Origin of the sequence: Pseudomonas frigoris, assembly GCF_047758635.1 — a bacterium.
In the GTDB taxonomy this organism is placed as follows: Bacteria; Pseudomonadota; Gammaproteobacteria; order Pseudomonadales; family Pseudomonadaceae; genus Aquipseudomonas; species Aquipseudomonas frigoris.
The window spans coordinates 186,628-209,247 of the sequence record NZ_CP180479.1; the positions used below are offsets into that span (position 1 = coordinate 186,628).

A 22,620-nucleotide genomic window follows, 5' to 3' on the forward strand; every position below is an offset into this window, starting at 1 on the left:
TCGCCCTCGCTTAAATTTCAGCAGCCAGTTTGTTTACCAGCTCCGCGTGCGCGTTTTGATCGATTGTGGCACCCAGGATCTTCTCGGCGCCGCCAACGGCCAGAGCACCCAATTGGGCACGCAGCGCGTCTTTGACACTGTTCAGTTCCTGCTCGATCTCGGCCTGAGCCTGAACCTTCACACGGTCAGCGTCGATACGGGCTTTTTCAACGGCCTCATCAACGATCTGGTTACCGCGTTTCTTGGCTTGCTCAATGATTTCAGCTGCCTGAGCTTTTGCTTCGCGCAGTTGATGACCCGCTTTCTCTTGGGCCAACTCCAGGTCGCGAGCTGCTCGGCTGGCAGCATCCAGTCCATCCGCGATCTTCTTCTGACGTTCGTGCAAAGCCGCGATGACCGGAGGCCACACGAACTTCATGCAAAACAGTACAAAAATGAAGAACGCAACGGACTGGCCAATCAGGGTTGCATTAATGTTCACGCCAACACCTCGCTCGTTCGTTGCACATCACACCAATTACTCGAAGGTTCGAGTAATTAGCCAGCGAGTTGACCAACGAATGGGTTCGCGAAGGTGAAGAACAGAGCGATACCAACACCGATCATGGTTACGGCGTCGAGCAGACCGGCAACGATGAACATTTTGACTTGCAGCATTGGAACCATCTCTGGCTGACGCGCTGCGCCTTCCAGGAACTTGCCACCCAACAGGCCGAAACCAATTGCGGTACCCAGTGCGCCCAGGCCGATCAACAGTGCAACAGCGATAGCGGTTAGACCAACTACAGTTTCCATCTTTCCTCCCGACTTTTACGTCGTATGGTTTAGGTTTTTTAGATTTTAAAGCGGTAAAACAAATCGTTTCATAGCCCTGTTCGGGCACCCACTCGTTTGACCGAGTGGGACATCAGACTAGTCTGAGACTGGTCTTAATGGTTCTCTTCGTGCGCCATCGACAGGTAAACGATGGACAGCATCATGAAGATAAACGCCTGCAGGGTGATGATCAGGATGTGGAACACAGCCCACGCCCACTGCAGAACTACGCCCAGGCCACTAAGCCAGAGCAGACCGCTGCCGAACATCACAGCAATCAGAATGAAGACCAGCTCGCCGGCGTACATGTTGCCGAACAGACGCAGTGCCAGGGAGATTGGCTTGGCAACCAGCGTCACGAACTCCAGCAGGAAGTTCACCGGAATCAGCAGGGCTTGAACGAAGATGTTCTTGCTGCCGAACGGGTGCAGGGTCAGTTCGCCGATGAAGCCGCCGATGCCCTTGACCTTGATGCTGTAGAAAATGATCAACGCGAATACCGACAGGGACATGCCCAGGGTCGCATTCGGGTCAGTGGTAGAAACAGCACGGAAGACCAGGTGCGGGTCGCCAGTAATGAAGGCAGCCAGCTTAGGAATCCAGTCAACCGGTACCAGGTCGACGGCGTTCATCAGGAACACCCAGACAAAAATCGTCAGAGCCAATGGCGCGATCAATGGATTACGGCCGTGAAAGGTATCTTTCACGCTGGTGTCGACGAACTCGATCAGAACCTCTACGAAGTTCTGCAGGCCGCCAGGCTGACCGGAAGTCGCCTTCTTTGCCGCCATGCGGAAAAGAAGAACGAAGATCAGACCCAACGCGACCGACCAGCCGAGTGTATCGACGTGGAAAGCCCAGAAGCCCATTTCTTTGGCTTCTGCTGCGGTGTGGGCAAAACCCCACCCGCCAGTTGGGTGCTGACCGAAGGTCAGGTTCTGTAAGTGGTGCTGGATATAGCCCGAAGCGGTTGTCTCTGCCATGGTTGCCTCAAACGCCCTAAGGTCTCGAAAGTCTTGTTCTCATCAGCAGGGGCGCGAACCAGCTGACCAGTTGGGTCAACACGAAGACGCCGAATACAGCTAGCGGCGCCAATGGCTTCACACCTGCAAACGTCAATGCAAAGAGCACTGCCGTCAAAATTAGTTTGCCCGCCTCGCCGGCATAAAAAGACCGGACGATGGCTTGAGCTGCTCGGGCGCCGGAAAACCGAAATGCCCTGTGAGCGAAATAAACATTGGGCAGCAAGGCTATCAGGCCTCCGCAAAGTCCTGAGTACCCGGCAACGACTCCATGCCAGTACCAGAGCGCCAAAGCGGCCAGTACCAAAACGACAAATTGAGCCAGTAAGACCGGAAAAACTGCCAGGCGATGGAACGGCAAGCGGTTTGGCGTGCGGCTTTCCATCGTTTTTGCTCCCCAATGATCGGCTGCCATAATTCAATAACTTGGCATAATTTGTGCCGACAAAATGCGCGCAGAGTATAGGGGCGGTTCTGCCCCTATTCAACTGTCAGGTAGTGATTTCCGACTCCACGCTACATGAGGAAATGTTTCAGCGGATGTGTGCAAGTACACCTTGAAGCTCATCCAGGGAGTTGTAACCGATCACCAACTGCCCCTTCCCCTTTTTCCCGTGGCGAATCTGCACCGCAGAGCCTAGGCGCTCAGCCAGACGCTGTTCGAGTCGTGCAATATCCGGGTCCTGCTTTACCGGTTCAGCAGGTTCGTGTTTACCACTCAACCACTGGCGAACCAGTGCTTCAGTCTGGCGCACAGTCAGCCCCCGTGCGACAACGTGTCGCGCCCCTTCAACCTGTTGATTTTCCGGTAAACCGAGCAAAGCACGGGCATGACCCATTTCCAGGTCGCCGTGTGACAGCATGGTTTTGATGACTTCCGGCAACGCGATCAAGCGTAGCAGGTTGGCCACGGTCACGCGGGATTTGCCCACGGCTTCGGCCACTTGTTGCTGCGTCAGCTGGAATTCCTGCTGCAAACGCTGCAAAGCCACCGCTTCTTCGATCGGATTGAGGTCTTCGCGCTGGATGTTCTCGATTAGCGCCATGGCGATTGCGGTTTCATCCGGCACATCGCGAACCATCGCCGGGATGGTTTCCTGGCCAGCCTGCTGGCTGGCGCGCCAGCGGCGTTCACCGGCGATGATTTCGAAGCGACCGCTGCCAATCGGACGAACCACGATCGGCTGCATCACGCCCTGAGCCTTGATCGACTGCGCCAGCTCTTCCAGCGCCTGAGGATCCATGTCCCGCCGCGGCTGGTACTTGCCGCGCTGGATCAGGTCCAGGGGCAGGTGCTGCAGCTCACGCTGATCAGCCTGCACCGCTTGTTCTTCCAGCGAGCTGACAGTCGGACCACTCAGCAGTGCATCCAGTCCACGTCCGAGACCTCGTTTCTTGACGGCCATGGGGATTCCTTAAGTTGCCTGAGCAGCGGCAGTGCGTGAGTTTTTGCGTTGACGACGAACCATCTCGCCCGCCAAAGCCAGATAGGCAATGGCGCCCCGCGATGATTTGTCGTACGCCAGCGCCGGCATGCCATAGCTTGGGGCTTCAGCCAGGCGGATGTTGCGCGGAATCACCGTGTCGTAGAGCTGCTCGCCGAAGTGTTCCTTGAGCTGCGCCGAAACATCGTTCATCAGGCTCAGGCGCGGGTCATACATGGTCCGCAACAGGCCTTCGACTTTCAGGTTCGGGTTCAGCAACTCAGCGATGCGCTTGATGTTATCCACAAGGTCGCTCAAACCTTCGAGCGCGAAGTACTCGCACTGCATGGGGATAATCACCCCGTCAGCCGCAACCAGTGCGTTAAGCGTGAGCATCGACAACGACGGCGGGCAGTCGATCAAAATGTAATCGTAGTTTTCACGGATCGGCGCCAGCGCGCTGCGCAGGCGGCTTTCCTTCATCTGCATTTCCAGCAGAACCACTTCGGCCGCGGTCAGGTCGCGGTTGGCCGGCAGCAGTTGGTAACCACCGTGCTCGGAATAGTGCATGGCCTGGGCCAGATCGCATTCGCCGATCAGCAGGTCGTAGACCGAGTTCTCCAGGCCGTGTTTATCCACACCGCTACCCATGGTGGCGTTGCCTTGTGGATCGAGATCGATCAACAGCACCCGGCGCTTGGTAGCGACCAGGGAAGCTGCGAGGTTGATACAGGTGGTGGTCTTGCCCACACCACCCTTTTGGTTCGCTATCGCGAATACCTTAGCCATTCTTGCTTGTGTTCCCAATCATGCCGTGCGGCGCAGTATCAGCAGATGGCGTTGGCCTTGGCAACCGGGTACGGCCAGGGCGTGTTCGCTATCGAGGTGGAAGTCTGCCGGCAATGCTACCAGCTCATCGGCGGGATGAACGCCCTTCATTGCCAGCCAACGCGTATCGGTGTCGCCGAGGTGGCGAGTCCAGTTGCTGAAGTTCTCCATGCTGCTGAACGCCCGGGAGATGATCCCGTTGAATGGCTGATCAGGCTGAAAAGCTTCGACGCGGCTGTGGATAACTTGCAGGTTATCCAGTTTGAGTTCGAGTTTGACCTGGGTCAGGAAGCGGGTTTTCTTGCCGTTGCTGTCCAGGCAGGTCACTTGGGACTCTGGAAACAGGATGGCCAACGGAATACCCGGCATGCCACCACCGCTGCCGACGTCCAGCCATCGACCGTTTTCGACGAACGACATCACGCTCAAACTATCGAGCAAGTGACGGGAAACCATTTCATCCGGATCGCGTACGGCAGTCAGGTTGTAAGCCTTGTTCCATTTTATCAACAGGGCCAGATAACCCAGCAGCTGCGCGTGCTGGGTTTCTGTCAGCGTGACACCGAGCTGGCGAGCACCTGTGGATAACTCTTCTGCGTGTTGCGAGGTGACCAACGAACTCAAGCGCTTTGCTCCAACTGACGGCCCGCGCCGCGTTTTTTCAAATGAATCATCAACAGCGAAATCGCTGCCGGCGTCACACCCGGGATACGCGACGCCTGGCCCAAAGTCTCTGGACGGGTCGCACCGAGTTTGCTCTGGATCTCTTTGGAGAGACCGGAAATATTCGTGTAATCGATATCCACAGGCAGTTTTGTGTCTTCGCTGGCCCGCAGACGAGCGATTTCATCCTGCTGACGATCGATGTAACCGGCGTATTTGGTCTTGATTTCGACCTGCTCGGCGACTTGTGGATCTTCTGCGCCGCCGCCGGTCACGGCAATCAGACCAGCGTAGTCGATTTCCGGACGGCTCAGCAGGTTGAGCAAGTTGTATTCATGGGTCAGCGGCGTGCCGAACTTCTCGGAAATCGCATCGCCTTGCTCGGTGCCCGGGCGAACCCAGGTACTTTTCAGGCGTTGCTCTTCCAGCGTGATGCTCTCGCGTTTGGTGCAGAACGCAGCCCAACGCGCGTCATCCACCAGACCCAGTTCGCGACCTTTTTCGGTCAAGCGCAGGTCGGCGTTGTCTTCGCGCAGGATCAGGCGGTATTCGGCGCGGGACGTGAACATCCGATACGGTTCCTGGGTACCCAGGGTAATCAGGTCGTCGACCAACACTCCGATGTACGCCTCGTCGCGACGCGGACACCAGGCGTCTTTGCCCTGAGCACGTAGTGCGGCGTTGGCCCCGGCCAGCAAACCCTGGGCGCCGGCTTCTTCGTACCCGGTAGTGCCGTTGATTTGCCCGGCGAAGAACAGACCGCCGATGACTTTTGTTTCCAGGTTGTACTTCAGGTCACGCGGGTCGAAGTAGTCGTATTCGATGGCGTAGCCCGGGCGAACGATGTGCGCGTTTTCCATACCGCGGATCGATTGCACGATCTGCAGTTGCACGTCGAATGGCAGGGATGTGGATATCCCGTTCGGGTACAGCTCGTTGGTCGTCAGGCCTTCCGGTTCGATGAAAACCTGATGGCTTTCCTTGTCGGCAAAGCGATGGATCTTGTCTTCGATCGACGGGCAGTAACGCGGGCCGATACCTTCGATCAACCCGGCATCGGAATACATCGGCGACCGATCTAGGTTGGCGGCAATGATTTCGTGGGTGCGGGCGTTGGTGTGGGTAATCCAGCAACTGACCTGTTTCGGGTGCTGCTCTTTGGAACCCATGAACGACATCACCGGGATCGGTGTATCGCCGGCTTGCTCGGTCATCACCGAGAAATCCACAGAACGACCGTCGATACGCGGCGGTGTACCGGTTTTCAGGCGACCAACGCGCAGCGGCAATTCACGCAAGCGATGCGCCAGGGCGATCGACGGCGGATCACCGGCACGGCCGCCGGAAAAATTCTGCAAGCCGATGTGGATAAGTCCACCGAGGAAGGTGCCAGTGGTCAGCACCACGGAGTCCGCGAAGAAACGCAGGCCCATTTGGGTGACAACACCGCGCACTTGTTCTTGCTCGACGATCAGGTCGTCGGCGGCCTGTTGAAATATCCACAGGTTCGGCTGGTTTTCAAGGATTTCGCGGACAGCGGCCTTGTACAGAACCCGATCAGCCTGAGCGCGGGTTGCACGCACGGCCGGGCCTTTGCGGCTGTTCAATACGCGAAATTGAATACCACCTTTATCGGTAGCCATGGCCATCGCGCCGCCGAGGGCATCGATTTCCTTGACCAGATGGCTTTTGCCGATCCCACCGATAGCGGGGTTGCAACTCATGGCACCGAGGGTTTCCACGTTATGCGTCAGCAACAGGGTTTTTGCACCCATGCGTGCTGAGGCCAGTGCTGCCTCGGTACCGGCATGACCGCCGCCGATGACGATCACTTCAAAACGGGAAGGGAAATCCACCACGCACCTCGTGCCTGCTTCAGTTAGGTAATCAGGAATAGTTTGAGCTCAGGTTTTTGGACCTGGGCGGCAAGTATAGGGACTTCGCCCTTCCTAAAGAACCCTTTGCACAAAATTTAACCAGCTGTGGAGAAGTCGCGGTTATAGAAATTAAAAAGAAAGAAATTTATTAAATCTTTGTTTTTATGTTTATTTCTACTGAAGCACATTTCTGTGGATAGATCTCTACAGGCCTTTATATTCAATGTGTACAGAGATTCAAAACCCTGTGGTCATGTGCCAAGGAGGCCCTTGGATAACCGGTTTAAGCCTGTGGATTAAAGGGGTGCTTATCCACAGGGGCGGTTATCTTCAGTTTTGAGGCCCTGTTATCAACTGCCCTTAGAGGCAGTTATTCACAGGGCTTAATCCACAGAAAACTGCTGAATAAGCAAATCCAGGGCACGGGAAACCCGCTCAAGCAGAAAGAATCTGCTCAGCACTGGAAGAGAATTCAAGAAAAGGAGGGAACAGACAGGCACGAATGGCCTGTCTGTGGACAACGGGGAAGATTATTTACCGATACAGAAGCTGGAAAAGATCCGTCCCAGCAGGTCATCAGAGCTGAATGCACCAGTGATTTCACCCAAAGCGTGTTGGGCTTGTCGCAAATCCTCGGCTAACAGTTCGCCGGCACCCGCCAGGGTCAGCTGTGCACGGCCGTGCTCAAGGGAAGCACTGGCGTGACGCAACGCTTCAAGGTGACGCCTGCGAGCACTGAAGCTGCTTTCCGAGGTCTGTTCGTAGCCCATGCAGGCCTTGAGGTGGTCGCGCAGCAATTCCAGCCCTTCACCTGCAGATTTGGCGCTCAGGCTGATGGTGACGTGGCCATCCTCGCTGACTTCCAGGGCAATGGCTTCGCCAGTGAGGTCAGCCTTGTTTCGGATCAGCGTGACTTTCGCCGGATCGGGACGGATCTCCAGAAATTCAGGCCATAACGCGAACGGATCAAGTGCCTCAGGAGCCGTAGCATCGACCACCAACAGCACGCGATCAGCCTCGCCGATTGCTTTCAGCGCCCGTTCGACACCGATTTTTTCTACCTGGTCGTCGGTATCTCGCAGACCTGCGGTGTCGACCACGTGCAGCGGCATACCATCGATGTGGATATGTTCACGAAGAATGTCCCGGGTGGTGCCGGCGATCTCGGTGACGATCGCGGCTTCACGACCGGCCAGTGCATTCAACAGGCTGGATTTACCGGCATTCGGCCGGCCGGCGATCACCACGGTCATCCCGTCACGCAGCAAGGCACCCTGCCCGGCTTCCCGAAGTACGGTGGATAACTCGTCACGCACTTTGTCGAGCATGCTCAGTACGTGACCATCGGCGAGGAAGTCGATTTCTTCTTCAGGGAAGTCGATCGCCGCTTCGACATAGATGCGCAGACCAATCAGTTGCTCGGTGAGGTTATGCACACGCTCGGAGAATGCGCCCTGCAAGGAACGCAGCGCATTTCGTGCAGCCTGTGCAGAACTCGCCTCGATCAAGTCAGCGATGGCCTCGGCCTGAGCCAGGTCGAGTTTGTCATTGAGGAACGCGCGCTCGCTGAATTCACCTGGCCGGGCCAACCGACAGCCCAGTTCCAGGCAACGCTTGAGTAGCATATCCAGAACTATCGGACCGCCGTGGCCCTGGAGTTCCAGCACATCTTCGCCGGTAAATGAGTTCGGGCCGGGAAAATACAGGGCGATGCCTTGATCCAGCACCTCATCGTTTTCACTGAGGAACGGGCCGTAGTGGGCAAACCTTGGCTTGAGTTCACGACCGCTGAAGGCCTTGGCCGCAACACTCGCCAGCGGCCCGGAAATACGGACGATGCCCACACCGCCGCGACCTTGAGCGGTAGCGACGGCGGCGATGGTTTCACGAGGAACGCTCATAAACCGTTATCCAGACAAAAGTGACAGATAGCAAAACGCCCCACTAGGGGGCGTTTTGAGTGGTTATCCACAGTGTAAATCAGGCAGCTGCTTTGGTAGCCGCTTCGATCTTACGAGTGATGTACCACTGTTGGGCGATCGACAGGCAGTTGTTCACTACCCAGTACAGCACCAGACCAGCCGGGAACCACAGGAAGAAGAAGGTGAAGATGATTGGCATCAGCTTCATCACCTTGGCCTGCATCGGATCCGGAGGAGTCGGGTTCAGCTGCTGCTGGATGAACATGGTTGCACCCATGATGATCGGCAGAATGAAGAACGGATCCTTGATCGACAGGTCAGTAATCCACAGCATGAACGGCGCTTGGCGCATTTCAACGCTTTCCAGCAGAACCCAGTACAACGAAAGGAAAACCGGCATCTGCACGAGGATTGGCAAGCAACCACCCAGCGGATTGATCTTCTCTTTCTTGTACAGCTCCATCATGGATTGCGACATCTTCTGCCGGTCGTCGCCATGTTGCTCTTTCAGCGCCGCCAGTTTCGGTGCCACTGCACGCATGCGCGCCATGGATTTGTAGCTGGCAGCCGACAGCGGGAAGAAGATCCCTTTGATCAGCATGGTCAGGAAGATGATCGACCAGCCCCAGTTACCGACCAGCGCGTGGATGTGTTGCAGCAGCCAGAAAATTGGCTGGGCAATGAACCACAGGATGCCGTAGTCGACGGTCAGTTCCAGACCTGGGGACAACTCTTTCAGCACGGCCTGACTTTTCGGACCTGCGTACAGAACTGCGCTGGTCTCGGCTTTTGCACCTGGTGCGACAGTCATTGCCGGAGCGGTGTAGCCGATGATGTAGTTGCCTTTGCTGTCTTTACGGGTCTGGACGAGGTTGTTCTCGCCTTTCGCCGGAATCCACGCGGTCACGAAGTAGTGCTGCAACCATGCAACCCAACCACCGTTAACGGTTTCTTTCAGCTGAGCCTTGTCCATGTCCTTCATGGACACTTTCTTGTACGGTTCGTTACTTGTCCACAGGGCGGCGCCCAGGTAAGTCGCGGTGCCGGTGGCGGTGCTGGAAGAAGGATCGGAGCTGGCGTCACGCTTCAATTGCGCGAACATTGCACCGGACCAGGGCTGGGCACTCTGGTTATCGATCAGGTAGGAAACGGTTACGTCGTACAGGCCACGTTTCAGGGTGAAACGCTTGATGTAGTTGACGCCGTCCTTGCTGAACTTCAGGTCTGCGACCAATTGGTCCTGACCGTCAGCCAATTGGTAAATCTTCTTCTCCGAGGAGTAAACCGGACGACCGGCAGGACTGGCGTCCGGACCGTTGGTGCCGATCAGACCGCTCTGGGCCAGATAAGTCCGCTCGTTGCCGTTATCGAACAACTGGAATGGAATTTCCGGATGGTCCTGGCGACGTGGATACAGCGGCAGCGTCAACTGCGCAACATCACCACCTTGTGGATCGATTGCCAGGTTGAGAACATCCGTTTTGATCTGGATGAGGTCTTTGCTTGCAGCTACCGGAGTTTCAGCAGGTGCAGTTGCACTGGTATCGCTTGCGGCGCGTGGAATGTCGTCACTGACAGAAGCATTATTGCCAGTCGCCGTATCCGGTAGGCCCGGTGCGGTAGTACTGGAAGCAACATTCTGAGTCGGCAGGGCAGCCTGGCCATAGTCCTGGTTCCATTTAAGAACCATAACGTAGGACACGATTGCCAGGGCGACGATCAGGATCGTGCGTTTGATATCCATGATTACTCGGCCATCGAAGAAGAACGGGAGGTAGGGATAGATGGAACCGGGTCATAACCACCGGGATTCCACGGATGACAGCGACCTAAACGACGAAAGGCCAGCCAGCCACCGCGCAGAAGGCCATGATTTTCTATGGCTTCATACGCGTAGCAGGAACAACTGGGGTAGAAACGACAGTGACTGGCCATCAGAGGACTAATGGCATAGCGATAAAACTGGATCGGAACGAGTGCCAGTTTACGCATCGGGACTGTCTACCCCTACAGTTTCGGTTTTGACTGCTGGTACCGGCGTGCTGCGTGCCAGACGCTTCCAGAGTTTGCCGAAATGCTGAATCAATTCGGGGTTTTCTACGTCACCCAAACCTTTGCGCGCGACGATAACGATGTCCCAGCCGGCCAGTGAGTCCTGGTTCAGACGGAACGATTCGCGCATCAGACGTTTGAGGCGATTGCGCTCGACGGAGAGCTTTACGCTCTTTTTCCCGATAACCAGCCCGAGACGGGGGTGATCAAGATCGTTGTTGCGCGCAAGGAGCAGGAGATTTTTCCCCGGAACCTTGCCGGTAGGGGAGTCAAAGACTGCCTTGAAATGCCGGGGAGTAAGCAGACGCTTTTCCCGACTGAAGTCCTGACTCACCTCCAGTGCCGGATTATCAAACTGCCAGACGCGCACGACCTTTGGCGCGACGACGCGACAGGACGGCACGACCGTTTTTGGTAGCCATGCGAGCACGGAAACCGTGGGTACGAGCGCGTTTGATAGTGCTTGGTTGGAAAGTACGTTTCATTGTCGTGTTACCTGGTTCGTCCACAACGGGCCGGAATGGCCCCCGTTTTAAGAGACCGGGGATTCTAGAGAAAGCAAGCCTCTAGGTCAATTTCCAACCAGCGATTCCTTATAAATAGATCTCCAGACGTTTTTCCTGCCGAGCTCCTTGGCTAGATATAGAAATTAAGAAGGAAAGTATTTAAAGCTTTTCTGTAAAGCTTATAAAAGCTAGGGACACGATCATCTGTGGATAACTGCCATCAGCCCTTTAAAGTCGTGATGTACAGAGAATGACAACTACGGTGGAAAACGGTGGTAACCCTGTGCTGCGCTGTCGGATAAGCTGTGTGTGAAAGAGGTACTTATCCACAGCGTGGTTATCCACCGGGTTTCGCCCCCACTTGTACAACGACCTTAGGCCCGGTTATCCACAGAGCTTATGCACAGACCGCTGGTCGTCTTTTTTTCGTATAAATCACTGATTCTTCATGGGAGTTGCACAACCTTCGTGTGGATAAGTCGGGGCTTGGTCGGCTACAATGGCGGCTTGTTTTTGCCTCACCGGCTTTCAACTTAGGGGATATCCGTGTCAGTGGAACTTTGGCAGCAGTGCGTGGAGCTTTTGCGCGATGAGCTGCCTGCCCAACAATTCAACACTTGGATCCGTCCACTACAGGTCGAAGCCGAAGGCGACGAGTTGCGTGTCTACGCACCGAATCGTTTTGTTCTCGACTGGGTCAACGAAAAGTACCTGGGCCGCGTCCTTGAACTGCTGGATGAGCATGGCAATGGCATGGCGCCGGCGCTGTCCTTATTAATAGGCAGCAAACGCAGTTCGGCACCGCGTGCCGCCCCGAATGCTCCGTTGGCCGCCGCTGCTTCACAGGCTCAGGCCGCTCAAGCACCTGTCAGCGCCCCGGCGCCAGCCCAGTTAGCCGCTCCGACCAAGCGTGCGACGCAAAAAGTTGCCGAGGTTAATGAAGAGCCATCGCGCGACAGCTTCGACCCGATGGCCGGGGCCAGTTCGCAACAAGCTCCGATTCGCGCCGAACAGCGTACGGTGCAGGTCGAAGGCGCGCTCAAGCACACCAGCTACCTGAACCGCACCTTCACCTTCGAAAACTTCGTCGAGGGCAAGTCCAACCAACTGGCTCGGGCTGCGGCCTGGCAAGTGGCGGACAATCCCAAGCACGGTTACAACCCGCTCTTCCTTTATGGTGGCGTCGGTTTGGGTAAAACCCACTTGATGCACGCTGTGGGTAACCACCTGTTAAAGAAGAATCCGAATGCCAAGGTTGTGTACCTGCATTCCGAGCGGTTCGTGGCCGACATGGTCAAGGCCCTGCAGCTGAACGCCATCAACGAGTTCAAGCGCTTCTACCGTTCGGTGGATGCATTGCTGATCGATGACATTCAGTTCTTCGCTCGCAAAGAACGTTCCCAGGAAGAGTTTTTCCACACCTTCAACGCCCTGCTTGAAGGTGGCCAGCAGGTCATTCTCACCAGTGACCGCTACCCGAAAGAAATTGAAGGCCTTGAAGAGCGCCTAAAATCCCGCTTCGGCTGGGGCCTGACGGTAGCCGTCGAGCCGCCGGAACTGGAAACCCGTGTGGCGATCCTAATGAAAAAGGCCGATCAGGCCAAAGTCGATCTGCCCCATGACGCGGCGTTCTTCATTGCCCAGCGTATTCGTTCCAACGTCCGTGAGCTGGAAGGCGCGCTCAAACGCGTGATCGCCCACTCGCACTTCATGGGCCGCGATATCACCATCGAGTTGATTCGCGAATCCCTGAAAGATCTGTTGGCACTGCAAGACAAACTGGTCTCTGTGGATAACATTCAGCGCACGGTCGCCGAGTACTACAAGATCAAGATCTCCGACTTGTTGTCCAAACGTCGTTCGCGTTCGGTAGCTCGTCCGCGTCAGGTCGCCATGGCGTTGTCCAAAGAACTGACCAACCACAGCTTGCCGGAAATCGGCGACGTGTTTGGCGGCCGGGACCACACGACTGTTTTGCACGCCTGCCGCAAGATCAACGAACTTAAGGAATCCGACGCGGACATCCGCGAGGACTACAAGAACCTGCTGCGTACACTGACCACTTGATGAACACCAGCGCAGCTTATTAAGGCAAGGGACTAGACCATGCATTTCACCATTCAACGCGAAGCCCTGTTGAAACCCCTGCAACTGGTCGCAGGCGTCGTCGAGCGCCGACAGACCTTGCCGGTGCTCTCCAACGTGCTGCTGGTTGTCGAAGGCCAGCAATTGTCGCTGACCGGTACCGACCTGGAAGTCGAGTTGGTCGGTCGTGTACAACTCGAAGAGCCTGCCGATCCAGGTTCCATCACTGTGCCTGCGCGCAAGCTGATGGATATCTGCAAAAGCTTGCCGAACGATGCGCTGATCGACATCAAGGTCGACGAGCAGAAGCTCGTGGTGAAGGCCGGCCGTAGCCGCTTCACCCTGTCGACCCTGCCGGCCAATGACTTCCCGACTGTGGAAGAAGGCCCCGGCTCGCTGACGTGCAGCCTTGAGCAAAGCAAACTGCGTCGTCTGATCGAGCGCACCAGCTTCGCGATGGCCCAGCAGGACGTGCGTTACTACCTCAACGGTATGCTGCTGGAAGTCTCGGCTGGCATCATCCGCGCCGTGGCCACCGACGGTCACCGTCTGGCCATGTGCTCGATGCAGGCTGATATCGGTCAGCCGGATCGCCATCAGGTCATCGTGCCACGTAAAGGTATCCTTGAGCTGGCGCGCCTGCTGACTGAGCCGGACGGCATCGTCAGTATCGTACTGGGTCAGCACCACATTCGTGCGACCACTGGCGAGTTCACCTTCACGTCGAAACTGGTCGACGGCAAATTCCCGGACTACGAGCGTGTTCTGCCTAAGGGCGGCGACAAGCTGGTACTCGGCGATCGTCAGGCCCTGCGTGAAGCGTTCAGCCGTACCGCGATTCTGTCCAACGAGAAGTACCGCGGCATCCGTCTGCAACTGGCCAATGGTCAGCTGAAGATCCAGGCGAACAACCCGGAACAGGAAGAAGCGGAAGAAGAAGTGGGCGTCGAGTACAACGGCGGCAATCTGGAAATCGGTTTCAACGTGAGTTACCTGCTCGACGTGCTGGGCGTGATGACCACTGAACAAGTTCGCCTGATCCTGTCCGACTCCAACAGCAGTGCGCTGGTGCAAGAGTCCGACAACGACGACTCGGCCTACGTTGTCATGCCGATGCGTCTGTAATCATGCTCAGCAGAAGCTAGATGTCCTTAAGTCGTGTCTCTGTCACCGCGGTGCGCAATCTGCACCCGGTGACCTTCTCCCCCTCCCCCCGAATCAACATTCTTTACGGCGCCAACGGCAGCGGCAAAACCAGTGTTCTGGAAGCCATTCATCTGCTGGGGCTTGCCCGTTCGTTTCGTAGCACCCGCCTGTTACCGGTCATCCAGTACGAGCAGCTCGCCTGTACGGTGTTTGGTCAGGTGGAGATGGCCGAGGGTGGGCACAGCGCCTTGGGGATCTCCCGAGACCGTCAAGGGGAGTTCCAGATTCGCATCGACGGGCAGAATGCTCGCAGCGCGGCGCAACTGGCGGAAATCCTGCCGCTGCAGTTGATCAACCCTGACAGTTTTCGATTGCTGGAAGGCGCACCGAAGATTCGTCGGCAGTTTCTCGACTGGGGCGTGTTCCACGTGGAACCACGATTCATGTCCACCTGGCAGCGCTTGCAGAAGGCCCTGCGCCAGAGAAACTCTTGGCTGCGGCATGGTACACTTGACGCCGTTTCGCAAGCGGTTTGGGACAGGGAACTGTGCCAGGCCAGCGCTGAAATTGATGAATACCGCCGCGCTTATATCAAAGCCTTGAAACCAGTCTTTGAACAGACCTTGAGCGAACTGGTTGAGCTCGAGGGCTTAACGCTCAGCTATTACCGAGGTTGGGACAAAGACCGCGAGTTGAGTGCAGTGCTCGCCGGGTCCCTTCAGCGGGATCAGCAAATGGGTCATACCCAAGCCGGACCACAGCGTGCTGATTTGCGTCTTAGATTGGGCGCACATAACGCCGCGGACATCTTGTCTCGCGGTCAGCAGAAGCTGGTGGTCTGTGCATTGCGGATTGCCCAAGGGCACTTGGTCAGCCAGGCCCGACGAGGCCAGTGTATTTATCTGGTGGATGACCTGCCGTCCGAACTGGACGAGCACCACCGCCGCGCGCTTTGCCGCTTGCTGGAAGACTTACGCTGCCAGGTGTTTATCACCTGTGTAGATCACGAATTATTGAGGGAAGGCTGGCAGACGGATACGCCAGTCGCTCTGTTCCACGTGGAACAGGGCCGTATCACCCAGACCCACGACCATCGGGAGTGAAGGCATTGAGCGAAGAAAATACGAATACCTACGACTCAACGAGCATTAAAGTGCTGAAAGGCCTGGATGCCGTACGCAAACGTCCCGGTATGTACATTGGTGACACCGACGATGGTAGCGGTCTGCACCACATGGTCTTCGAGGTAGTCGACAACTCCATCGATGAAGCGCTCGCTGGCCACTGCGACGACATTAGCATCATCATCCACCCGGACGAATCCATCACCGTTCGCGACAACGGTCGTGGTATCCCGGTAGACGTGCACAAAGAAGAAGGCGTCTCGGCAGCCGAGGTCATCATGACCGTGCTGCACGCTGGTGGTAAATTCGACGACAACTCCTACAAAGTATCCGGCGGCCTGCACGGTGTAGGTGTGTCGGTGGTGAACGCCCTGTCCGAAGAGCTGGTCTTGACCGTTCGCCGCAGCGGCAAAATCTGGGAACAGACCTACATTCACGGTGTTCCAAAAGAACCGATGAAAATCGTCGGTGAGAGTGAAAGCACCGGCACCCAGATTCACTTCAAGCCGTCCGACCTGACGTTCAAGAACATCCACTTCAGCTGGGACATCCTGGCCAAGCGGATTCGTGAACTGTCCTTCCTCAACTCCGGTGTCGGCATCGTCCTCAAGGATGAGCGCAGCGGCAAGGAAGAGCTGTTCAAGTACGAGGGTGGCCTGCGTGCGTTCGTTGAATACCTGAACACCAACAAGACCCCGGTCAACCAGGTGTTCCACTTCAACATCCAGCGCGAAGACGGCATCGGCGTGGAAATCGCCTTGCAGTGGAACGATAGCTTCAACGAGAACCTGTTGTGCTTCACCAACAACATTCCACAGCGCGATGGCGGTACTCACCTGGTGGGTTTCCGTTCCGCTCTGACGCGTAACCTGAACACCTACATCGAAGCCGAAGGTCTGGCGAAGAAGCACAAAGTCGCGACCACCGGTGACGATGCCCGTGAAGGCCTGACCGCGATCATTTCGGTTAAAGTGCCGGATCCGAAGTTCAGCTCCCAGACCAAAGACAAGCTGGTTTCTTCCGAAGTGAAGACCGCAGTCGAACAGGAAATGGGCAAGTACTTCTCCGACTTCCTGCTGGAAAACCCGAACGAAGCCAAACTGGTCGTCGGCAAGATGATCGATGCGGCTCGCGCTCGTGAAGCGGCGCGTAAAGCCCGTGAGATGACCCGCCGTAAAGGCGCGCTGGATATCGCCGGCCTGCCGGGCAAACTGGCTGACTGCCAGGAAAAAGACCCTGCTCTTTCCGAACTGTACCTCGTGGAAGGTGACTCTGCTGGCGGCTCCGCCAAGCAGGGACGTAACCGCCGGACCCAAGCCATCCTGCCTCTCAAGGGCAAGATCCTGAACGTCGAGAAGGCGCGCTTCGACAAGATGATCTCTTCGCAAGAAGTGGGCACCTTGATCACCGCGCTGGGCTGTGGCATTGGCCGCGATGAGTACAACATCGCGAAGCTGCGTTACCACAACATCATCATCATGACCGATGCTGACGTCGACGGTTCGCACATCCGTACCCTGCTGCTGACCTTCTTCTTCCGTCAGTTGCCGGAGCTGATCGAGCGCGGCTACATCTACATCGCCCAGCCACCGCTGTACAAGGTCAAGAAAGGCAAGCAAGAGCAATACATCAAAGACGACGACGCCATGGAAGAGTACATGACGCAGTCGGCCCTGGAAGATGCGAGCCTGCACCTGAACGAGGAAGCCCCGGGTATTTCCGGACCAGCCCTCGAGCGTCTGGTGAATGACTTCCGTCTGGTGATGAAGACCCTCAAGCGTCTGTCGCGCCTGTACCCACAGGAGCTGACCGAGCACTTCATCTACCTGCCTGCCGTTAGCCTGGAGCAATTGTCCGATCACGCTGCGATGCAGGATTGGATGGCCCAGTACGAAGTTCGCCTGCGCACCGTCGAGAAGTCCGGCCTGGTCTACAAAGCCAGCCTGCGTGAAGACCGTGAACGTAACGTCTGGCTGCCAGAGGTCGAACTGATCTCCCACGGCTTGTCGAACTACGTCACCTTCAACCGCGACTTCTTCGGCAGTAACGACTACAAGACCGTTGTATCGCTGGGCGCTCAATTGAGCACCTTGCTGGACGACGGCGCGTATATCCAGCGTGGCGAGCGCAAGAAGCCGGTCACCGAGTTCAAGGAAGCCCTTGAATGGCTGATGGCCGAAAGCACCAAGCGTCACACCATCCAGCGATACAAAGGTCTGGGTGAGATGAACCCGGATCAGCTGTGGGAAACCACCATGGACCCAGCACAGCGCCGGATGCTCAAAGTGACCATCGAAGACGCCATTGGCGCGGACCAGATCTTCAACACCCTAATGGGTGATGCGGTCGAGCCTCGTCGTGACTTCATCGAAAGCAACGCCCTGGCGGTTTCCAACCTGGACTTCTGATCCAGCAAACCTGCCAAACGAAAAAGGCCAACGCTCAGCGTTGGCCTTTTTTATTTCTGCGATTCCGTGAAAGCAGGCCCCACGTGCCGTTTGTTCGAAGCCTGAAATCCAGCAAATCGCAGGCATAAAAAAACCGGCTATATCAGCCGGTTTTTTTGCGCCCGAAAAAAACTTATGCACCATTTCCGGCGTTTTATGTGTTTAGGAAATATGTATATAAATCATAAGCTTAAAAACAAAAAACGCTACTTTTCGACAAAACGGTACACAGGTTATCCACAGAATCTCAGACAGCAACCTGATCGTTGGCGGAGGGGGCCGCAGGGGTTGCTGGCAGCGAGCCCATTTCCCGTTGCATCTGCTCATTCCAGCTCTGCACCCGGTCATTCAGATCGGCAATGGCGCGCGGCCCACTGCCCACGGCGTACATCGGCTCACCGATGATCACGGTGATGACGCCCTGCTTCTTCGCCCAACCGGTTTTCGGCCAGAACTTGCCAGCATTGTGCGCAATCGGCAGCACTGGAAGTGCGGCGTTGACGGCTAAAGCGGTACCACCGCGAGAGAATTTTCCGATGGTGCCGTAAGGAACGCGCGTTCCCTCTGGGAAGATCAGGACCCAGACGCCGTCTTTCAGCAGTTCATCGCCCTTCTTCGCCACATGCTTGAGCGCGGCTTTCGGATTGTCGCGGTCGATGGCGATTGGTCGCAGCATGGCCATGGCCCAGCCGAAGAACGGCACAAACAGTAATGAGCGCTTGAGCACTTGGCTCAATGGCTCAAAGTAGGCGGATAGAAAGAATGTCTCCCACGTGCTCTGGTGGTTCGACTGAATCACGCAGGGCTGGTCAGGCACGTTCTCGGCGCCCTTCACTTCGTAGCTGATGCCCAGGAAAACCTTGCTCAGCCACAAGGCGCAGCGGCACCAGTACACATTGATGAAGCGATAGCGCGCCTTGAACGGCAGAAAAGGCGCGATAAAAAAGCTCAGGCTGCACCAGAGCAAGGAGCTGGTGCCCAGCAGCAGGTAAAAGAGGAAGGTTCTGATGGCCTGCAGTATCGACATGGCGACATTTACCGTTGCGGGCTCTGCCCGCCTATTCAAGCGCACTCCCGATCAGTCCTTGGCCAGGATGTCAGAAGAGCCTTAGTTGTGGATAAGTTCTGCGGCAATCGCCGCCAGATCGTCAAAAATCAAGGTGCCTACCGGTAGGGTCTTGCCCAAAGTCTTTTCGCCTTTCCCGGTCTTTACCAAAACTGGCTGAGAATCGACGGCTTTGGCGGCCTCCAGGTCACCAAGGGTATCGCCGACGAACCAAAGATTGGTCAGCGATACGTTGTAATGCGCGGCAATGGTTTTCAACATCCCAGGTTTTGGTTTGCGGCAATCGCAGCCATCGTCCGGCCCGTGCGGGCAATAGACGATCAGCCCGACTTCACCGCCCTGCTCCGCCACCCGCTCGCGCAAGCGCTCGTGCATGGCGTCCAGGGTGGCGATGTCGTAATAGCCGCGAGCGATGCCCGACTGGTTGGTAGCCACCGCTACCGTCCAGCCAGCCTTGCTCAACTGCGCGATGGCTTCGATCGAACCCGGGAGCGGAATCCACTCCTCCACCGACTTGATGTAAGCGTCGGAGTCGTAATTGATCACCCCGTCCCGATCGAGAATCAGCAGTTTCAACAGCAGCCCCTCAGCCCAGCAGCGAAATGTCGGCGACGCCGAGGAACAGCCCACGCAGGCGCGACAGCAGCGCATAACGGTTGGCGCGGACCTTGGCATCTTCAGCGTTGACCATTACTGCTTCGAAGAACGCATCCACTGGCTCGCGCAAGGCAGCCAGACGTGCCAGCGATTCGCTGTACTGACGCGCCGCCGCCATCGGCTGGACAGCCTGGTCAGCCTGCTGGATCGCCGAGTACAGGGAGAACTCGTTGGCGTTGTCGAAGTACTTGGCTTCCACGACCGAAGGAACAGAGCCTTCGACCTTGCTCAGCAAGTTCGAAACGCGCTTGTTCACGGCGGCCAGGGCAGCGGCTTCCGGCAATTTGCGGAAAGCTTCTACCGCTTGTACGCGTTGATCGAAGTCCAGCGCCGAACCCGGCTTCAGGGCACGCACCGACAGGTACGTCCCGACATCCACGCCTTCGTCTTCGTAACGGGCACGCAGACGGTCGAAGATGAACTCCAGCACCGAGTCATTGAGGCCGGCAGCCTTGACCTTGGTACCGAACGCATTCACGGCGAAAGCCACGGCGTCGTTCAGGTCGAGGTCGAGCTTCTTGTCGATCAGGATGCGCAACACGCCCAGTGCAGCACGACGCAGGGCATACGGGTCTTTGCTGCCGGTTGGCAGCATGCCGATGCCGAAAATGCCCACCAGCGTGTCGAGCTTGTCCGCGATGGCCACGGCCGCACCGGTCAGGGTGGTCGGCAGTTCCGCACCGGCACCGCGCGGCATGTATTGCTCGTTCAGTGCCAGTGCAACTTCTTCCGGCTCGCCGTCGTTGAGGGCGTAGTAGTAACCGGCGACACCTTGCATCTCCGGGAACTCACCGACCATCTCGGTCGCCAGGTCGCACTTGGACAGCAGGCCGGCCCGGGAAGCCCATGCGGCGTTACCGCCAATGCGTTGAGCAATAAACGCAGCGAGTTTGGAAACGCGCTCGGCCTTGTCGTAGACGCTGCCGAGTTTTTCCTGGAACACCACGTTTTGCAGACGCAGGTTAAAGTCTTCGAGTTTCTGCTTCTTGTCTTGCTTGAAGAAGAACTCGGCGTCGGTCAGGCGTGGGCGAACCACTTTCTCGTTACCGGCGATGATCTGCTGCGGGTCTTTGCTTTCGATGTTGGCCACGGTAATGAAACGTGGCAGCAACTTGCCGTCGGCATCCAGCAGGCAGAAGTACTTCTGGTTGTCCTGCATGGTGGTGATCAGGGCTTCTTGCGGCACGTCGAGGAAACGCTCTTCGAACGAGCACACCAGCGGCACCGGCCATTCAACCAGCGCGGTCACTTCGTCGAGCAACGCTGGCGGAACGATCGCCGTCCCTTCCTGCATCGTCGCCAGCTCTTCGACGCGCTTGCTGATCAGCTCGCGACGCTCGTTGGCATCGGCCAATACATAAGCGGCACGCAGGTCGGTCAGGTAGTTGGCCGGCGAGGTGATGCGCACGCTTTCCGGGTGATGGAAGCGGTGACCACGGGAATCGCGGCCGGACTTCTGGGCAAGGATCGTGCAATCGATGACCTGGTCACCGAGCAGCATCACCAGCCACTGAGTCGGACGAACGAATTCTTCCTTGCGAGCACCCCAGCGCATGCGCTTGGGAATAGGCAGGTCGTTCAGGGAATCTTCGACGATGGTCGGCAGCAGACTCGCGGTTGGCTTGCCGGCAATGCTTTGGCTGTAGCGCAGTTTCGGGCCGCTCTGATCGATTTCGCTCAGGTCGACGCCACACTTCTTGGCGAAGCCCAATGCCGCTTGAGTCGGGTTGCCTTCGGCATCGAATGCGGCCTGACGTGGCGGGCCATCGAGGTTGATGCTGCGATCCGGCTGATGGGTAGCCAGCGAGGTGATCAGCACAGCCAGACGACGTGGCGCGGCGTAGACGGTTTTGGTCTCGTAGTTCAGGCCAGCGGCTTGCAGGCCCTTGTCGATACCGGCCAGGAACGCGTCGGCCAGGGTGTTCAGGGCTTTGGGTGGCAGTTCTTCGGTGCCCAGTTCAACCAGAAAATCTTGAGCACTCATTGTGCAGCCTCCAGCTTAGCCAACACTTCGTCACGCAGATCCGGGGTCGCCATCGGGAAGCCCAGCTTGGCGCGAGCCAGCAGGTAGGCTTGCGCAACGGAACGCGCCAGGGTGCGGACACGCAGAATGTATTGCTGACGCGCGGTCACCGAGATTGCCCGGCGCGCATCCAGCAGATTGAAGGTGTGGGAGGCCTTCAACACCATTTCGTAGCTCGGCAACGGCAGCGGCTGGTCGAGTTCGATCAGGCGCTTGGCTTCGCTTTCGTAGAAGTCGAACAGCTCGAACAGCTTCTCGACGTTGGCGTGTTCGAAGTTGTAGGTCGACTGCTCCACTTCGTTCTGGTGGAACACGTCGCCGTAGGTCACCTTGCCGAACGGACCGTCAGCCCAGACCAGGTCGTAGACCGAATCCACGCCTTGCAGGTACATGGCCAGACGCTCGAGACCGTAAGTGATCTCGCCGGTCACCGGGTAGCACTCGATACCGCCCGCTTGCTGGAAGTAAGTGAACTGCGTCACTTCCATTCCGTTGAGCCAGACTTCCCAACCCAGGCCCCAGGCGCCGAGGGTCGGCGATTCCCAGTTGTCTTCAACAAAGCGAATGTCGTGGACCAGTGGGTCCAGGCCGACATGCTTGAGGGAGCCCAGGTACAGTTCCTGGAAGTTGTCCGGGTTCGGCTTCAGCACGACCTGGAACTGATAGTAGTGCTGCAGACGGTTCGGGTTTTCGCCGTAGCGGCCGTCAGTCGGGCGACGACTGGGCTGCACATAAGCGGCGTTCCAGGTTTCCGGGCCAATGGCGCGCAGGAACGTGGCAGTGTGGAAAGTCCCGGCGCCTACTTCCATATCGTAGGGCTGAAGTACCACACAACCTTGCTCGGCCCAGTATTGCTGGAGGGCGAGGATCAAGTCTTGGAAGGTACGCACGGCTGGCGTAGGCTGGCTCACGAAATTCACCTGTTTCTTGGGCTGCGATTTAAAGAGCGGGAGTATACCCGA

The 22,620-nt window shown here is 57.0% G+C and carries 21 protein-coding genes; 4 read left to right on the forward strand and 17 right to left on the reverse strand.

The window, feature by feature from the left end:
• Positions 1–10 precede the first annotated feature (10 nt).
• The 13 genes from ACMXYH_RS00855 to rpmH form a co-directional block, all read right to left on the reverse strand.
• On the reverse strand, positions 11–481 hold the full coding sequence (locus ACMXYH_RS00855) for a F0F1 ATP synthase subunit B (RefSeq protein WP_046044927.1): 471 nt from the start codon (positions 479–481) through the stop codon (positions 11–13).
• 56 nt (positions 482–537) lie between these two features.
• A complete protein-coding gene (gene atpE, locus ACMXYH_RS00860; protein ID WP_002555987.1) occupies positions 538–795 on the reverse strand; it encodes a F0F1 ATP synthase subunit C in 258 nt (85 codons plus the stop codon).
• Positions 796–929: 134 nt separating this feature from the next.
• Positions 930–1,799 carry a F0F1 ATP synthase subunit A gene (atpB, locus tag ACMXYH_RS00865; protein WP_134421078.1) on the reverse strand — a complete coding sequence of 290 codons (870 nt, stop codon included), beginning with the start codon at positions 1,797–1,799 and terminating at the stop codon, positions 930–932.
• A 16-nt stretch (positions 1,800–1,815) separates the two neighbouring features.
• Positions 1,816–2,223, reverse strand: coding sequence for a F0F1 ATP synthase subunit I (locus ACMXYH_RS00870; protein WP_007948092.1), 408 nt, complete (start codon positions 2,221–2,223; stop codon positions 1,816–1,818).
• Positions 2,224–2,371: 148 nt separating this feature from the next.
• Entirely contained in the window at positions 2,372–3,244 is an 873-nt protein-coding gene (locus ACMXYH_RS00875) for a ParB/RepB/Spo0J family partition protein (protein WP_129439758.1), read from the reverse strand.
• A gap of 9 nt (positions 3,245–3,253) precedes the next feature.
• Complete coding sequence (locus tag ACMXYH_RS00880; RefSeq protein ID WP_008155709.1) at positions 3,254–4,051, reverse strand: ParA family protein; 798 nt, start codon at positions 4,049–4,051, stop codon at positions 3,254–3,256.
• An 18-nt stretch (positions 4,052–4,069) separates the two neighbouring features.
• Positions 4,070–4,714 (reverse strand): 16S rRNA (guanine(527)-N(7))-methyltransferase RsmG, encoded by a 645-nt coding sequence (gene rsmG, locus ACMXYH_RS00885; RefSeq protein WP_129439756.1) that lies wholly within the window; start codon positions 4,712–4,714, stop codon positions 4,070–4,072.
• Positions 4,711–6,609, reverse strand: a complete 1,899-nt coding sequence (gene mnmG, locus ACMXYH_RS00890) for a tRNA uridine-5-carboxymethylaminomethyl(34) synthesis enzyme MnmG (protein ID WP_134421082.1) — start codon at positions 6,607–6,609, stop codon at positions 4,711–4,713. Before mnmG ends, rsmG begins: the two co-directional genes overlap by 4 nt.
• Before the next feature lie 551 nt (positions 6,610–7,160).
• Entirely contained in the window at positions 7,161–8,531 is a 1,371-nt protein-coding gene (gene mnmE / locus ACMXYH_RS00895; RefSeq protein ID WP_033059689.1) for a tRNA uridine-5-carboxymethylaminomethyl(34) synthesis GTPase MnmE, read from the reverse strand.
• 79 nt (positions 8,532–8,610) lie between these two features.
• Positions 8,611–10,296 (reverse strand): membrane protein insertase YidC, encoded by a 1,686-nt coding sequence (gene yidC / locus ACMXYH_RS00900; RefSeq protein ID WP_129439752.1) that lies wholly within the window; start codon positions 10,294–10,296, stop codon positions 8,611–8,613.
• Between the two features lie 2 nt (positions 10,297–10,298).
• Positions 10,299–10,544 (reverse strand): membrane protein insertion efficiency factor YidD, encoded by a 246-nt coding sequence (yidD, locus tag ACMXYH_RS00905; protein ID WP_074872215.1) that lies wholly within the window; start codon positions 10,542–10,544, stop codon positions 10,299–10,301.
• Positions 10,537–10,938 (reverse strand): ribonuclease P protein component, encoded by a 402-nt coding sequence (gene rnpA, locus ACMXYH_RS00910; protein WP_031319201.1) that lies wholly within the window; start codon positions 10,936–10,938, stop codon positions 10,537–10,539. Before rnpA ends, yidD begins: the two co-directional genes overlap by 8 nt.
• Positions 10,939–10,954: 16 nt before the next feature.
• Positions 10,955–11,089 carry a 50S ribosomal protein L34 gene (gene rpmH, locus ACMXYH_RS00915; RefSeq protein WP_003213577.1) on the reverse strand — a complete coding sequence of 45 codons (135 nt, stop codon included), beginning with the start codon at positions 11,087–11,089 and terminating at the stop codon, positions 10,955–10,957.
• A 567-nt stretch (positions 11,090–11,656) separates the two neighbouring features.
• Here rpmH and dnaA point away from each other — a divergent pair.
• From dnaA to gyrB, 4 genes are read left to right on the forward strand one after another with little or no spacing between them, the layout of a single operon-like run.
• On the forward strand, positions 11,657–13,177 hold the full coding sequence (gene dnaA / locus ACMXYH_RS00920; RefSeq protein WP_129439750.1) for a chromosomal replication initiator protein DnaA: 1,521 nt from the start codon (positions 11,657–11,659) through the stop codon (positions 13,175–13,177).
• A 39-nt stretch (positions 13,178–13,216) separates the two neighbouring features.
• Positions 13,217–14,320, forward strand: coding sequence for a DNA polymerase III subunit beta (gene dnaN / locus ACMXYH_RS00925; RefSeq protein ID WP_017341709.1), 1,104 nt, complete (start codon positions 13,217–13,219; stop codon positions 14,318–14,320).
• A gap of 20 nt (positions 14,321–14,340) precedes the next feature.
• Positions 14,341–15,444: a DNA replication/repair protein RecF gene (gene recF / locus ACMXYH_RS00930; protein ID WP_129439748.1), complete on the forward strand. Its 1,104-nt coding sequence runs from the start codon at positions 14,341–14,343 to the stop codon at positions 15,442–15,444.
• Positions 15,445–15,449: 5 nt separating this feature from the next.
• Entirely contained in the window at positions 15,450–17,873 is a 2,424-nt protein-coding gene (gene gyrB / locus ACMXYH_RS00935) for a DNA topoisomerase (ATP-hydrolyzing) subunit B (protein WP_129439746.1), read from the forward strand.
• A 286-nt stretch (positions 17,874–18,159) separates the two neighbouring features.
• Here gyrB and ACMXYH_RS00940 read toward each other — a convergent pair whose 3' ends face one another.
• The 4 genes from ACMXYH_RS00940 to glyQ form a co-directional block, all read right to left on the reverse strand.
• The gene (locus ACMXYH_RS00940) at positions 18,160–18,939 is read right to left on the reverse strand and encodes a lysophospholipid acyltransferase family protein (RefSeq protein WP_415766016.1); all 780 of its coding nucleotides are present in this window, start codon (positions 18,937–18,939) and stop codon (positions 18,160–18,162) included.
• An 81-nt stretch (positions 18,940–19,020) separates the two neighbouring features.
• Positions 19,021–19,560 (reverse strand): D-glycero-beta-D-manno-heptose 1,7-bisphosphate 7-phosphatase, encoded by a 540-nt coding sequence (gmhB, locus tag ACMXYH_RS00945; RefSeq protein ID WP_165353315.1) that lies wholly within the window; start codon positions 19,558–19,560, stop codon positions 19,021–19,023.
• A gap of 4 nt (positions 19,561–19,564) precedes the next feature.
• The gene (gene glyS / locus ACMXYH_RS00950) at positions 19,565–21,619 is read right to left on the reverse strand and encodes a glycine--tRNA ligase subunit beta (RefSeq protein ID WP_129439739.1); all 2,055 of its coding nucleotides are present in this window, start codon (positions 21,617–21,619) and stop codon (positions 19,565–19,567) included.
• Positions 21,616–22,569, reverse strand: coding sequence for a glycine--tRNA ligase subunit alpha (gene glyQ / locus ACMXYH_RS00955; RefSeq protein ID WP_003213601.1), 954 nt, complete (start codon positions 22,567–22,569; stop codon positions 21,616–21,618). The genes glyS and glyQ overlap by 4 nt, the downstream gene beginning before the upstream one ends.
• Positions 22,570–22,620 lie beyond the last annotated feature (51 nt).